Genomic DNA, 14592 nt, shown 5'->3' on the forward strand with positions numbered 1-14592 from the left:
GGGCATTACGCCCCGGATTCGTCCGGCTTCACCCGGAACCATGCCGCATACAGCGCCGGCAGGAACACCAGGGTCAGCACCGTGCCCACGATCAGGCCACCCATGATCGAGATCGCCATCGAGCCATAGAACGCGCTGCGCGACAGCGGAATCATCGCCAGCACGGCCGCCAGCGCGGTCAGAACGATCGGGCGGAAGCGGCGCACCGTGGCGTCGATGATCGAATGCCAACGGTCATGCCCGGCATCGATGTCCTGCTGGATCTGGTCGATCAGGATCACCGAGTTGCGCATGATCATGCCGGCCAGTGCGATCGTGCCCAGCAGTGCCACGAAGCCGAACGGCGCGCGGAACAGCAGCAGGAACAACGTCGCACCGATGATGCCCAGCGGCGCGGTCACCAGCACCATCGCCGCGCGCGAGAAGCTGCGCAGCTGCAGCATCAGCAGCGTGGCCACCACCACCAGGAACAGCGGCATGCCGGCCTTGATCGAGTTCTGGCCACGTGCCGAATCCTCCACGGTACCGCCGGTTTCCAGCAGGTAGCCGCTGGGCAGCTCGGCACGGATGCCGTCCAGCGTTGGCAGGATCTGGTGCACCACATCCAACGGCTGCATGCCATCGCTGATGTCGGCGCGCACGGTCACCGTCGGCAGGCGGTTGCGGTGCCAGATGATGCCGTCCTCGAAGCCGTACTCCATCGTCGCCACCTGCGACAGCGTGATGCTGCCGCCGTTGGCAGTCGGCATCGACAGGCTCGACAGCAGCTCCAGCTGGTTGCGCTCATCGGCCGGGCCACGCAGCAGCATCTCGATCTGGCGGTTGCCTTCGCGGTACACGCTCACCGATTGCCCGGCCAGCGAACTGGACAGGAACTGGCTGACCTGGGCACTGCTCACGCCCAGCGCGCGGGCGCGCTCCTGGTCGATCACCAGCCGCACCACCTTGCTCGGCTCGCTCCAGTCCAGGTTGACGTTCATCACGTGCGGGTTCTCGCGCACCTTGGCCTCGACCTGGCGCGCGATCGCCTGCACCTTCTCGATGTGCTCGCCGGAAATGCGCATCTGCACCGGGTAACCGACCGGCGGGCCGTTCTCCAGGCGGGTCACGCGCATCTGCACGTCCGGGAACTTCGGAATCACCTCGTGCAGCAGCCAGTCGCGGGTGCTTTCGCGCGATTTGATGTCCTTGGCCAGTACCACGAACTGGGCGAAGTTGGTGGCCGGCAGCTGCTGGTCCAGCGGCAGGTAGAAGCGCGGCGAACCGGTGCCCACGTAGGACACGTAGTTGGCGATGCCCTCGCGGCTGGACAGCAGCTTCTCCAGCTTCTCGGCCTGGGCCTGGGTCGAGCGCAGCGATGCGCCCTCGGCCAGCTCGATGTCCACCATCAGTTCCGGCCGGGTCGAATCCGGGAAGAACTGCTGCGGCACGAAGCGGAACATCATCAGCGAGAACACGAACAGGGCAATGGTCGCGGCAATCACCCACCAGCGGTGGCGCAGGCAGCCATCGAGGAAGCGACGGAAGCTGCGGTAGAACGGGCGCTGGTACGGATCGTGGTCGTGCCCGTGCTGCGGCGGCGCGATCAGGTTGGCCAGCGCCGGATAGCGGTCGGCCCACTGCTGGCGCTTGGCATGCCAGCGCGCGGACACGCTGCCCGGCTTCGGCGGCTGCGGATTGAACAGGTCCGGCAGCATCTTGTCGCCCAGGTACGGGATGAACAGCACCGCCGCGATCCACGACACCACCAGCGCGATGGTCACCACCTGGAACAGCGAACGCGTGTACTCACCGGTGCTCGAGGCCGCCGTAGCGATGGGCAGGAAGCCGGCCGCCGTGATCAGCGTGCCGGTCAGCATCGGGAACGCGGTCGACTCCCAGGCGAAACTGGCCGCGCGCAGGCGGTCGTAACCCTGCTCCATCTTGGTGGCCATCATCTCCACCGCGATGATCGCATCGTCCACCAGCAGGCCCAGCGCCAGCACCAGTGCACCCAGCGAAATCTTGTGCAGGCCGATGTCGAAGTAGTGCATGACGAAGAAGGTCATCGCCAGCACCAGTGGAATGGTCACGCCCACTACGAGGCCGGTGCGCAGGCCCAGCGAGAAGAAACTGACCAGCAGCACGATCACCACCGCTTCGGTCAGCACCTGCACGAACTCGCCGACCGACTCTTCCACCGACTGCGGCTGGTCGGACACCTTGCGCAGCTGCATGCCCGCCGGCAGGGTCTTCTGCAGGCGCTCGAACTCGGCATCGAGATTGGCGCCGAGCTTGAGGATGTCACCGCCATCCTTCATCGCCACTGCCAGGCCGATGGCCTCTTCACCCATGAAGCGCATCTTCGGCGACGCCGGATCGGCGAAGCCACGCTTGACCTCGGCGATGTCGCCCAGGTGCACGGTGCGGTCACCGGCGCGGATCGGGAACTGGCGGATCGCTTCGATGTCGTTGAACTGGCCGGTCACGCGCAGCTGCACGCGGTCGGTGGCGGTCTCGAAGAAGCTGGTGCCGGTGACCGCATTCTGGTCGGCCAGCGCCTGCTGTACCTGCTGCATCGACACACCCAGCGTGGCCAGGCGGGTGTTGGACAGCTCGATCCACACCTTCTCGTCCTGCAGGCCGACCAGGTCGATCTTGCCGACATCGGGCACGCGCTGCAGTTCCAGCTGGATGCGGTCGGCGTAGTCGCGCATCACCGCGTAGTCGAAGCCCTTGCCGGTCAACGCATAGATGTTGCCGTAGGTGTCGCCGAACTCATCGTTGAAGAACGGACCGACGATCTCGCGCGGCAGCGTCGCACGGATGTCGCCCACGCGCTTGCGCACCTGGTACCACAGGTCCGGGATCTGCCTGGAACGCAGGCTGTCGCGGGCCATGAAGATGACCTGCGATTCGCCGGGGCGCGAATAGGAGCGGATGAACTCGTACTCGCCGGTGTTCATCAGCGCCTTCTCGATCGGCTCGGTCACCTGCCGCGAGACCTGTTCGGCGGTGGCGCCCGGCCACAGCGTGCGCACCACCATCGCCTTGAAGGTGAATGGTGGATCCTCGGACTGGCCCAGGTGCTTGTACGACCACGCGCCGATCAGCGCGAAGGCCAGCATCGCGAACAGCACCAGCGGGCGGTTGGCCAGCGCCCACTCGGAAAGATTGAAGCGGCGCACCGGCTTACTCCTTGGCCTTGGCGGCAGCGGCCGGCGCGGCCGGCTTCAGCACCGGGCGGTTCTGCCGGTCCACGGCGATCACCGGCTGGCCCGCTCGCAGCAGGTGGCCACCGGCGGCAACCACCCAGTCACCCGCGTTCACGCCGGACAGCACCGGCACGGTCTCGCTGCCAAACGCACCGGTGGTGACCGGGGCGGCCTTCAGCGTGCTGTTGGCCGGATCGACCACCCACACGCTGGCGGCACCATTGGCACCGCGCTGCAGCGCGCCCAGCGGCAGCTGCAGGGTACCGTGGCGACCGGCGCTGCTGTAGACGCGTGCGCTCTGGCCCAGTTCGACATCGGCCAGCGCATCGGCGGCCAGGCTGACGCGGGTGGCATAGGTGCGTGCCTGCGGATCGGCAGCGGCGGCGATCTCGCGGATCGTACCGGGCAGGCGCTGGCCCGGGCGGTTCCACAGTTCCACCTCGACCGGCTGGCCGACCGCGTAGTCGCGGATGGTCGCCTCGGGCAGGTCGATCAGCACTTCGCGGCCGCCATCGGCGGCCAGGTTGAAGATGGTCTGGCCGGCGGACACCACCTGCCCGGCTTCGGCCTCGCGGCTGGCGATCACGCCATCGGCCGGCGCGCGCAGCTGCGCGTAGTCAGCCTGGTTGCGCAGCACATCGAGGTTGGCGCGGGCCGCATTGGCCTGGCCCTGCGCGGCCTTGAACGCCGCGGACTGCTGGTCCAGCTGCGAGCGGCTGACTAGTTGCTGGTCGGCCAGCACCTGGTAGCGCTTCAGGTCATCGCGGGCACGCACCAGGTCGGCCTCGGCCGCAGCCAGCTGCGCCTGTGAGGCACGGGCCTGCAGCGCGAAGTCAGCCACGTCCAGTTCGGCCAGCACGTCGCCCTTCTTCACCCGCTGGCCGGCATCGACGTGGCGCTTGACCAGGTTGCCTCCGACGCGGAACGACAGCGGGCTTTCCTGACGGGCACGCACCGTGCCCGGGAATGCCGCCGGCGCCTGTCCGGCCTGTTCGCCGGGGTGAACCACCAGTACCGGCACGGCCGCCTGCGGCGCCTGTTCCTGTCCCGAACAGGCTGCCAGCGCAGCCACCCACACCATACCGCCCATCCAGCGCACGATCTTCATCGGGTCAACGTCCTGAAAACGCAGGGTTGCAACAAGGGGGAGCCGCGACTGCCGGCCCAATTTAATAAACCGGCCGGTATAGTATAAATATCGAACCGCTTGGTCTAGTATTGTTGCGATGAGTTCTTCCACTTCCCGCAAGCCGTCGGCCAAGCCCGCTGCCAAGGCCGCCGGACCCGGGCGCCCCAAGGATCTGGGCAAGCGCGCGGCGATCCTTGAAGCAGCCAAGGTACTGTTTATCGAACAGGGGTATACCGGCGTGAGCATGGACGCCATTGCCGCCCAGGCCGGCGTCTCGAAGCTGACCGTGTACAGCCACTTCGGCGACAAGGAGACCCTGTTCTCCGAGGCCGTGCAGTCAAAGTGCATTGAAATGCTGCCCGATGCCCTGTTCGTGGCCGACGCGGACGGCCCGCTGCGCGACCAGCTGATCGGCATCGGCCTGGCCTTCTTCGAACTGATCACTTCCGATGCGGCGATCTCGATCCAGCGCATGATGATGGCGCCGGAGACCGACGAACGCCTGCGCGAGCTGTTCTGGAAGGCAGGACCGGAACGTACCTGCGAGGCCCTGGCTGACTTCCTGCGGGCACGCGCCGAGCGCGGCGAGCTGGAAATCACCGACTATTCGCTGGCTGGCGAGCAGTTCCTGACCCTGGTCAAGGGCGAAGTGCACATGCATATGATGTGTGGCATGCCACTGTCACCGGTGGAGTGCGACCCTCTTGCCCACGTGACCGCCAGCATCGACTTCTTCCTGCGCGCCTATGCGCCGCGAGGGGCCGGGACGGCTGAATAACCAAAACTGAACGAACCGGAGGTCGCGATGACTTCCGGCACTGCGACCCCGGCCACCCGGCAGCTGATGCTCTGGGCGCGCCGCCGGCCTCCGGCACCGGTAAAATGGCCGGCCCACTGCGCTGGATTTGAACCTCATGACGATTGATTACGCCCACGCCCGCGAACTGATGGTGGAACAGCAGATCCGTCCCTGGGACGTGCTGGACATCAAGGTGCTCGACGTCCTGGCCCGCCTGCCGCGCGAGGCTTTTGTCGCCGATGCACACCGGGCGCTGGCCTACGCCGATGTCGAACTGCCGATCGGCCACGGCCAGAAGATGATGAAGCCGGTCATCGAGGGCCGTACCCTGCAGGCACTGGATCTGCAGCCGGGTGACGAAGTGCTGGAAATCGGCACCGGCAGCGGCTTCCTGTCCGCCTGCATCGGCGCGCTCGCGCGCGACGTGCTGAGCCTGGAGATCGACCCGGAGCTGGCCACCGCCGCGCGTGCCCGCCTGGACGCCTCCGGCCTGGGCACCAACGTCCGCGTGGAAGTGGCTGACGCCCTGTCCTGGCAGACCGAACGCCGCTTTGACGTGATCTGTGTCACTGGTGCGGTCGACGTGGTGCCGTCACAGTTCGCCTCGTGGCTGCGTCCGGGTGGTCGCCTGTTCGTGATCCACGGCCGCTCGCCGGCGATGGAGGCCCTGCTGGTCAAGGCCGACGGCAGCACCGAGTCCCTGTTCGAGACCGATATCGATTACCTGCGCGGTGCCGCCCCGGCACCCCAGTTCCACCTCTGAGTCCAAGGAAGCCGCAATGATCCGCCGATCCCTCGCTGTTGCGCTGGCCACTGCCCTGCTGCCGTTGTCTGCCCATGCCGCCGACCTGCTGCAGGTCTACGAAATGGCGCGCAACGGCGATCCGCAGCTGTCTGCCGCCGAATCGACCCGGCTGGTCGACAAGGAAGGCGCCGTGCAGGCACGCGCCGCCCTGCTGCCGCAGATCAACGGCCAGGCCACGCTGAACCGCACGCGCAGCGAGCCGAACGCCGACATCAACTCCGGCTCGTTCACCAACAAGCGCCGCAATTACACGATCGATGGCAGCCAGACGCTGTTCAACTGGACCCAGATCAACAACCTGCGTTCGCAGCGTGAGCTGAGCAAGGCGGCGGACTTCACCCTCGAATCCGCCAACGACAGCCTGATCGTGCGCACCTCGGCGGCCTACTTCAACGTGCTGGTGGCGATCGAATCGCTGAACGCCGCACAGACCAATGAAGCGGCTGCGAAGAAGCAGTTCGACTTCGCCGACAAGCGCCTGGAAGTGGGCCTGGCGCCGATCACCGACGTGCACGAAGCACGCGCCCAGTACGACCAGGCGCGTGCCAACACCATCGTTGCGCAGAACACCCTGGCCGATAACTACCAGGCCCTGACCGAACTGACCGGCCAGCCGGTGGTCAACCTGCGCGGCCTGCCGGCCGACTTCCGTCCGGAAGTGCCGGCCAACCGTGGCAACATCGATGAGCTGGTGCACCAGGCCACCACCCAGAATCCGGCGCTGAAGGCGCAGGAACTGAAGGTGAGCGCCGCCGAAGCCGGCGTGCAGGCCGCGCGTGGTGGCCACTACCCGACCCTGTCGCTGGGCGGCAGCTGGGGCAAGACCGCGACCTGGGGCGACAGCACCGGCTCCGGCTCGCTGTCCCCCGATGCCCGCACCAACAGCATCGGCCTGACCCTGAACGTGCCGATCTTCGCCGGCGGCGCTACCCAGTCCGGCGTGCGCCAGGCACTGGCCCAGCGTGACATTGCCCAGGACGGCTACGAGCAGCAGAAGCGTGCCCTGGACCGCAACACCCGCAATGCCTACCAGACCCTGGTACAGGGCATCAGCGAAGTGGAAGCCCGCCGCCTGGCGGTGGTCTCGGCACAGAGCGCCTATGACGCCTCGCAGGTCGGCCTGGAAGTCGGTACCCGTACCGTGCTGGACGTGATCCAGAACCAGCGCATCCTGTTCTCGGCGCAGCTGGACTACGCCCAGGCCCGTTACACCTTCCTGCAGAACCGCCTGCTGCTGAGCCAGTCGCTGGGTGCGCTGGACGTGGCCGAGCTGCAGGACGTCAACCGCCTGCTGACCCAGGACGCGGGCAACCCGGCAACCACCACGCACTGAGTCGTCAGCCTGCCGGTCACGAAGAAGCCACCCGCGAGGGTGGCTTTTTTGTTGGTCGCGCGGACGGAAGCATGCACCCACCGACCGTCAGCCGGGCCAGACCCGCATCCGTTCGACTGCGGCCAGCAGACACAGTGCGATGGCGACGGGAGCCAGCACCGGCAGGGCGCGTGACCGCGGTGCCCGTCCGCGCAGCACGGCCACGCACACGGCCCCCATCACCAACAGGGTTGCCGGACCAGGCAGTACCGGCAGGCTGCCCATGGGCGCCCACAACGCCAGCAATGCCGCCGACAGGACGACGGCGACCGGCACCAGTCTCTCCCGGAACTCCAGGGATCGGTCACCTGCCGTCGGCCACAGCTGCATCGCCACCCGCGCAGCCAACATCAGCAGCACCAGGATGAGCGCCACCGCCCCTGCCACTCCCGCCAGCGGCAGCAAGGGCATCACCCAGTACAACTGCGGGTGATGCTGCAGGGCGACCGACAAAGGCCGCGTGCTGGCCAGGGCCGGAAATTCGACCAGGCCAGCCTGCAACGCGGCCAGTACGATCAGCAGCACCATGGCCAGCAGCACGCACGCCGGCAGCAGCGGCGGCCGTGCCCTCGCCTGCCTGCCGATGCCAGGAAATCCCAGCGCCAGGCCAACGGTGGCGAACACACCGTACAGCGGCACGCTCGCCGCCAGTACACCGCCGATCCCGAAGCGATAGGGTGCCGTTGCCGGCGGCAGCCATGGAATCCAGTACGCGTAGTGCACATGGCGGGTTGCCAGCACCAGCAACAGCAGGCCGGCGCCGACCTTCACCGTCAGCAGCACGCAGGCAACCAGCACCACACGGTGTGGCCGCAGCAATCCGACCACTGCAAGCAACAGCAGGCTGGCAGCAGCCATCAGTTGACCCGGCATCCCGTTGCTGGCCTCGATTCCACAACCAGCCAGCAGTACATGCAGATGGTTGGCGACGGACTGCGCAACGCCAGCGGCAGTCACCACCAGTTCCAGCAGCAGCGCGCCACCGAGCAGAACGGCCGGCACGCCTCCCCAGCAGTCCCGCACCACGCCATGCAGGCCATCGGCAGCGGGCCTTTGCTGGTTCAGAACGTGCAGGCAGTACAGCAGCGGCCCTGTGCCCAGCGCGGCCAGCAGCAGGCTCAGGACGATGGCCGGGCCTGCCTGGGCTGCGGTGTGCTGGCCGACCAGCGCGACCACGCCGCCTCCCAGCAGCAAGGTCAGTGCCACCACCACAAGGCGATCGCCGTACCCGGGCTCATCGATGCCGGGGCTGCTGTCGCTGTCCATCGCAAGTTCCCTTGATATCCGCCCAAGCGCGGTCGACAGCAGACTGACAGCCTGTGCCGGGAGGCGGTATCGGAATACGCGCCATGCGCATCACGATGTGACGGCAGGCACGTTGGCAAGGAAGCTCACGGTCCCGCTACGACAGATTCCAGGTCGCTAAGCAGAATTGACGCGGTCTTTCACGACAGTCACGTCGCGTGCGCCGGCCCTTCGGACTCAGCGGCAAGGTGGCGGCAGATGCGGTCCGACCAGCGCCAGCGTACGCTGCAGGGCACCGCGTCCGTTGCTGATCAGCGTGCAGCCTGCCCGCGCCATGTCCTCGCGTGCCTGCGGATCTTCGAGCAGGTGCTGCAGCAGTTCGCCGACCGCCTGCACGTCTTCGCCGATCAACAGCGCGCCCGCCTCGCGCATGCGGCGGGAAATTTCCGAGAAGTTGTGCAGGTGCGGGCCCGTCACCGCAGCGGTGCCCATCGCCGCCGGCTCCAGCAGGTTGTGGCCACCGATCGGCTGCAGGCTTCCACCGACAAACGCCACCTGCGCGCAGGCATAGAACGGCATCAGCTCGCCCAGGGTATCGATGACGAACACATCGGTTCCAACCTCCGGCCACTGCTTCGCGCGCCGGGTTGCCACGTTCCAGCCCTGCTCCCGCGCCAGCGCCTCCACCTTCGGGAAGCGCTCGGGATGCCGGGGCGCCCACAGCAGCAACAGGTCGGGGTGCTGCCGGCGCAGGCGCCGATGCAGATCGATCACCGCCTGTTCTTCACCATCATGGGTACTGGCGGCGATCCACACCGGCCGCCGGGCCGGCACGCGGGCATGGAACTGCTCGACGAAGCCCTGCACGTCCGGCGTAGTGATGTCGAACTTCAGGTTGCCCAGCGCCTGCACCTGCTCCGGCGCGGCACCCAGCTGCACGAAACGCTCGGCATCGTCCTGCGACTGCGCGGCCACGCAGGTGACCGTGCGGAGCGCGCGGCGGATCAACGCCGCCAGCAGCCGGTAGCCCCGCAGCGAACGTGCCGAGAGGCGCGCGTTGAGGATGTAGACCGGAATGCCACGGTCACGGCAGCCGAACAGCATGTTCGGCCACAGTTCGGTTTCCAGGATCAGCGCCAGGCTGGGCTGGAAGTGGCCGAGGAAGCGGTTGACGCTGCCGGGCACGTCATACGGCAGGTAGACGTGGTCCAGGGCGTCGCCCCACAGCGCACGCACGCGCTCGGAGCCGGTCGGGGTGATGGTGGTGATGACCCAGCGGATGTCCGGGCGCTCCTTGCGCAGCGCGTTCACCAGCGGCGCAGCGGCATTGACTTCGCCCACCGAGACCGCGTGCAGCCAGACCCGCGGTTGGCCGGTGGGCTGGGGATAGGAGGCATAGCGCTCATCCCAGCGCCGGAAGTATTCACGGACCCGGAAGCCGCGCCAGACCAGGTGGTACACGGTGATCGGCAGCAGGATGTAGAGCACGACCGAATACAGGCCGCGCAGGATCCATTCGACAGGGTCTTTACGCATGCGGCAAGGATACGGGAGCCCCCCGGGAAAGACACGCGGCCGCCTTGGTAGAATGGGCCAATGTCCGATGCCACCACCGCCGTCCGCCCGTCGCTGCGCGATCCCCGCAACTGGCCGATGTTCGCCGCCATGCTGGGCGCCTTCGCCATCGCCCGCCTGCCGTGGATGCTGCAGCGTGCGCTGGGCCGGGGCGTCGGCTGGATCACCTGGCGCCTGCTGGGCAGCCGTCGCCGCGCCGCCGAGGTCAACCTGCAGCTGTGCTTCCCCGAGAAGGACGAGGCCTGGCGCCAGCGCCTGGTGCGCGACAGCTTCGATGCCCTGGGTGTGGGCGTGTTCGAGTGCATCCGCGCCTGGTGGGGCAGCATCGACAGCATCCGCCCGCAGGTGCAGATCGAAGGACTGGAACATCTGCGGCAGATGCAGGCGGAAGGTCGTGGCGTGCTGCTGGTGTCCGGCCATTTCATGACCCTGGAAATGTGCGGGCGACTGCTGTGCGACTACGTTGATCTTTCAGGCATGTACCGCAAGCACAAGAACCCGGTGTACGAGTGGGCGGTGAAGTTCGGCCGCCTGCGCTACGCCAAGGCAATGTTCGCCAATGAGGACATCCGCGCCACCGTGCGCCACCTGAAGAAGGGCGGCTTCCTCTGGTACGCGCCCGACCAGGACATGCGCGGCAAGGACACCGTGTTCGTGCCGTTCTTCGGCCACACCGCTTCGACCATCACCGCCACCCACCAGCTGGCGCGGATGACCGGCTGTGCGGTGATCCCGTATTTCCATCGCCGCGAAGGCGGGAAGTACTTCCTGAAGATCGGCGCGCCACTGGAGAATTTCCCCAGCGACGACGTGGAAGCCGATACCACGCGGGTCAACCAGGCCATCGAAGAGATGGTGCGCGAGGCGCCCGACCAGTACCTGTGGATCCACCGCCGCTTCAAGCGCCAGCCAGGCGGGCGGAGCGATTTCTACAAGTAGATCCACGCCATGCGTGGATGCTCTTCGATTCCGTGCCGGGATTCACAACGGCCAGCGGCACCAGGCGTACGGGTACTCCCCCACCACGCACGCCAAGCCCGCACGGACCGGATTGGCCAGGATGTATATCGCCTTCTCGTGAAGTGATTCGTCGGTCCGCACTGCATGGTCGTGATAGGCGCGCTGCCACTGCGCAGTTCCATCAGCCAGTGCAGATGGTCGGGCATCACCACCCAGGCGAGATTGTGGCGGAAGCCCCTACGCTCGACGAAGCGCAGGGTGTCGATCAGGATCGCCATGTTCGCCGCATCGGCGAACAACGGTTCACGGCCAAGGGTTGCCGTGGTCAATGAGTACACGTTGCCGGATCGGGAATATCGACCGTAGCGGAGTCTTGGGCTGGCCATGCCTCGAGCGTACGATACGCATGGAAACACCGGTGGGGGTGGGTTACCTGTGTTTGCGTCGGGAAAGCTCCATCCACGCATGGCGTGGATCCACCACAGCAATCTCCGTTCGGTACGCGCAGTAGAGCCACGCCATGCTGGATGGACGATCACACCGCCGTCGGCGTGTCGTCCGCGTCGCGCGCCAGCAGGCTGCCGGCGAACAGCGCGGCCAGCAATACGGTCAGGCCACCCCAGAAGGCCGAATAGAACGCCAGATGGGTGTTCAGCGGGAACACGGTCACCGCCAGCGCCAGCATCGCCGGACGCGCGCGTTCGCGGGCCATTGCCGGCGCGTAGCGCCATGCGCGCCAGGCCTGGGCCACGGCCGCCAGCCACAGCAACAGACCAATCACTCCAGTCTCTGCGAGGATTTCCAGCACGATCTGATGGGCATGAAGCGCCGGGGCATTGCCCCACACGGCCGGCCCGTCCTCCGCCACGCAAGCGGGATAGGCATCGCGGAAACCACGTGCACCCACGCCATTGATCGGGTGCTCTTCAATCATGCAGGCGGCGGCTTCCCAGATCCGCGCGCGCCCTGACAGGGCCTCGTCGACACCACGCTCACCCCCATCCAGGGCCATGGCCGTTCGCGCGAAGCGCTCGCGCAGCTGCGGCACGCTGGCGGTCAGCGCACCGGCGCCGAGCACCGCCACCAGCGCCAGCGCCGCCAGCCGTTTCCAGCCGAACTGGCGCACGCCGCTGTAGGCCAGCACCAGCGCGAAGGTGATCCACGAGGCGCGCGAACCGGCCAACAGCAGCACACTGCCCAGCGCTGCAGCAGCCAGCAGCCAGCCCGTATTGCCAAAGCGCCGCGCGGCGGGCAGCAGCAGGAACGGCGACAGGCTGGCCAGCACCTGGCCGAACTTCAGGTTGCACGGTCCCAGTGCGCCACTGAGGCGATCTGCCAGTGCGGCCTCGTCGGCCGGGCACAGTGCGTGGCCACTGACCGCCAGCTTCAGGTGTTCCAGCGACCAGAACCATGGGCTGGTGCCGGCCACCGCCTGCACCAGCGCATCCAGCGTCCATGCGCCGGTGATCAGTGCCAGCCCCGCGAAGGTCAGCCGCCGCCGCTCCGGCGTAGCCACTGCGATCGCCACCAGCCACATGAAGGGCAGATAGCGCAGGCCCGCAGCAGCCTTGGTCCACGAGGCCGCCGGATCGATCGCATCGAATGCGGAGAATGCCTGCGGCAGCCAGTAACCAAGGAACAGGATCGAAGTCAGTGCCCAGGCCGCCGTGCTCAACAGATGCGGGCGGCGCTGCAGGCGTCGCGTCACCATGCGCGCCGCCGCGTACAGCGCGCCCAGGCCCAACACGGTTTCGGCGATGCCTGGCAACGGCCACATCGCCACGTACGCCAGCACCCACCAGGGCGCCCAGCGCCCGGCGCGGTCGTCGCGCACGATGACGGCGGGGTCAGCCGGCGAGGTCGGCATAGAGGCGGAGGGTATCGCGCTGCATGGCCTGCAGGGTAAACGGGATGCGGGTCGGCAAGGACGGGGGCTGGGCCAGCAGGGCCAGCGCACGTTCACCCAATGCCCGCGCATCGCCGAGCGGCACGGCACCTGCGGGTTGCAGCTGCCGAAGCAGCTCACCGACGCCGCCATGGTCCCAACCCAGCACCGGCCGGCCCACCGACAACGCCTCGACCACGGTGCGGCCGAACGCTTCGGGCTTGTCCGACAGCTGCAGTACCAGGTCGCTGGCCGCGTAGGCCTGGGCGATGCGTGCGGTCGGCGTGCTGATGTGCACGGCCTCGGCCACGCCGAGCGCGGCCGCCTGCCGGCGCAGGTCGGCCACGTAGGCTTCACGGCCGGGCTCATCGGTGCCCAGCATCCACAACTGTGCCGGCACGCCGGCGGCGCGCACATCCGCCAGCAGCTGCAATGCGTGTGCGTGGCCCTTCAGGCGGGTGCCACGCCCCGGCAACAGCAGCAAGGGGCCTTCAACCTGCGCCAGCCATGGGTACTCTGCCGCAAGCGCCATCCGCGGACGGCGATCGGCACGCGCCACGCGCGGGAACTGGGCCACATCGACGCCACGCGGAATCACCTGCAATGCCTGTTCGGGCACGGTCGGGTAGTGCCGCTGCACGTAATCGCGCACGGTGTTGGACACGCAGATCACGCGTTCGCCGCTGGTCATCACCGCGCTGTAGCGGCTGGGCGAATTCAGCCCATGCACGGTGGTCACCCAGTGCGGGCGTTGCGCGGCAGGCAGGGCACGGATTGCATACAGACCCAGCCAGGCCGGCAGCCGCGAGCGGGCATGCACGATGTCCGCACCAATCTCGGCAAACAAGCGGCGCAGGGTCGGCAAGTGGCGCAGGGTCAGCAGCGACTTGCGGCCGATGTCCAGGGTGAGGTGCTCGGCACCGCTGTCGAGCAGCGGCTGCACCAGGCGGCCACCGGCGGAAACCACCAGCGCGCGATGGCCGGCGGCGACCAGGGCCGCAGCGATTTCCAGGGTCGAGCGCTCGACGCCGCCGGAGTGCAGCGCCGGCAGCAACTGCACCACGGTCAATCGGCGCATCGAAGGGGCGGCCGCTTAGTCGGCCAGCACGAACACGGAACCGCAGTACGGGCACTGCGCTTCGCCATTGGGCTCGTCTTCGATCGGCAGGTACACGCGCGGATGCGAGTTCCACAGCGCCATTTCCGGGGTCGGGCAGCTCAGCGGCAGATCGCTGCGGTGCACGGTGTAGCGCTTCTCGGCGTTGGCGGGCGCAGTGGCGGTATGGCTCATGGCGGATGTCGATGAACGGGTTGCGAGGCCTGTGATTCTAGCATCCAGGCCGCCCCGACATTGCGCCGCAACGGGTCTTTGCGCGTACCGGGCCGATTCCCTGCGACCTTGCATGCCACTTCGGGATGAGGTGCCGGTGGGAATTCCCGGCCGATCCTGCAGATCCACCCCGGGAAACCACCGACAACGATATTTACCGCATTTGGATCGAACTAAATGGCACTTGTCAGGTTGCCACGGCTGTTGCAGGATCGGGCCAGGTCGTGAACCGGCCTATCCCAATCCGACCCGATCGCATGGCCCGCCCCCACCGGACCGGCATCGCCTCTTCCACTGC

Annotated in this window: 11 protein-coding genes and 1 pseudogene; 4 read left to right on the plus strand and 8 right to left on the minus strand. The window is 67.4% G+C overall.

From position 1 onward, the window contains the following. Positions 1–5 precede the first annotated feature (5 nt). Positions 6–3167 carry an efflux RND transporter permease subunit gene (locus AC5P5R_RS07950; protein WP_100438096.1) on the minus strand — a complete coding sequence of 1054 codons (3162 nt, stop codon included), beginning with the start codon at positions 3165–3167 and terminating at the stop codon, positions 6–8. A 4-nt stretch (positions 3168–3171) separates the two neighbouring features. Continuing rightward, entirely contained in the window at positions 3172–4302 is a 1131-nt protein-coding gene (locus AC5P5R_RS07955; protein WP_012481207.1) for an efflux RND transporter periplasmic adaptor subunit, read from the minus strand. Between the two features lie 118 nt (positions 4303–4420). Between AC5P5R_RS07955 and AC5P5R_RS07960 the strand changes: the two genes are divergently transcribed. The 3 genes from AC5P5R_RS07960 to AC5P5R_RS07970 all read left to right on the plus strand — a co-directional run bounded on the left by AC5P5R_RS07960 (position 4421) and on the right by AC5P5R_RS07970 (position 7260). Beyond that, positions 4421–5101, plus strand: a complete 681-nt coding sequence (locus tag AC5P5R_RS07960; RefSeq protein WP_005410959.1) for a TetR/AcrR family transcriptional regulator — start codon at positions 4421–4423, stop codon at positions 5099–5101. A gap of 136 nt (positions 5102–5237) precedes the next feature. Further along, positions 5238–5885 (plus strand): protein-L-isoaspartate O-methyltransferase family protein, encoded by a 648-nt coding sequence (locus AC5P5R_RS07965; protein WP_005410960.1) that lies wholly within the window; start codon positions 5238–5240, stop codon positions 5883–5885. A gap of 16 nt (positions 5886–5901) precedes the next feature. After that, positions 5902–7260 carry a TolC family outer membrane protein gene (locus tag AC5P5R_RS07970; protein WP_005410961.1) on the plus strand — a complete coding sequence of 453 codons (1359 nt, stop codon included), beginning with the start codon at positions 5902–5904 and terminating at the stop codon, positions 7258–7260. 87 nt (positions 7261–7347) lie between these two features. Here AC5P5R_RS07970 and AC5P5R_RS07975 read toward each other — a convergent pair whose 3' ends face one another. Beyond that, positions 7348–8565, minus strand: a complete 1218-nt coding sequence (locus tag AC5P5R_RS07975) for an amino acid transporter (RefSeq protein ID WP_099481650.1) — start codon at positions 8563–8565, stop codon at positions 7348–7350. A 216-nt stretch (positions 8566–8781) separates the two neighbouring features. Beyond that, entirely contained in the window at positions 8782–10080 is a 1299-nt protein-coding gene (gene waaA, locus AC5P5R_RS07980; RefSeq protein WP_005414416.1) for a lipid IV(A) 3-deoxy-D-manno-octulosonic acid transferase, read from the minus strand. Between the two features lie 60 nt (positions 10081–10140). Between waaA and AC5P5R_RS07985 the strand changes: the two genes are divergently transcribed. Further along, positions 10141–11058, plus strand: a complete 918-nt coding sequence (locus AC5P5R_RS07985; protein WP_005410964.1) for an LpxL/LpxP family Kdo(2)-lipid IV(A) lauroyl/palmitoleoyl acyltransferase — start codon at positions 10141–10143, stop codon at positions 11056–11058. 42 nt (positions 11059–11100) lie between these two features. Here the strand turns inward: AC5P5R_RS07985 and AC5P5R_RS07990 are convergent. From AC5P5R_RS07990 to AC5P5R_RS08005, 4 genes and pseudogenes are all read right to left on the minus strand, one after another. Then, positions 11101–11465: pseudogene (locus AC5P5R_RS07990) on the minus strand (transposase). Between the two features lie 149 nt (positions 11466–11614). After that, positions 11615–12946 (minus strand): O-antigen ligase family protein, encoded by a 1332-nt coding sequence (locus AC5P5R_RS07995; protein WP_012481209.1) that lies wholly within the window; start codon positions 12944–12946, stop codon positions 11615–11617. Next, complete coding sequence (locus tag AC5P5R_RS08000; protein ID WP_049396210.1) at positions 12927–14042, minus strand: glycosyltransferase; 1116 nt, start codon at positions 14040–14042, stop codon at positions 12927–12929. The genes AC5P5R_RS07995 and AC5P5R_RS08000 overlap by 20 nt, the downstream gene beginning before the upstream one ends. Before the next feature lie 15 nt (positions 14043–14057). Beyond that, the gene (locus AC5P5R_RS08005; protein ID WP_005410967.1) at positions 14058–14255 is read right to left on the minus strand and encodes a zinc-finger domain-containing protein; all 198 of its coding nucleotides are present in this window, start codon (positions 14253–14255) and stop codon (positions 14058–14060) included. Positions 14256–14592: the final 337 nt, after the last annotated feature.

It is taken from the genome of Stenotrophomonas sp. YJH_SMC_19 (assembly GCF_059367915.1).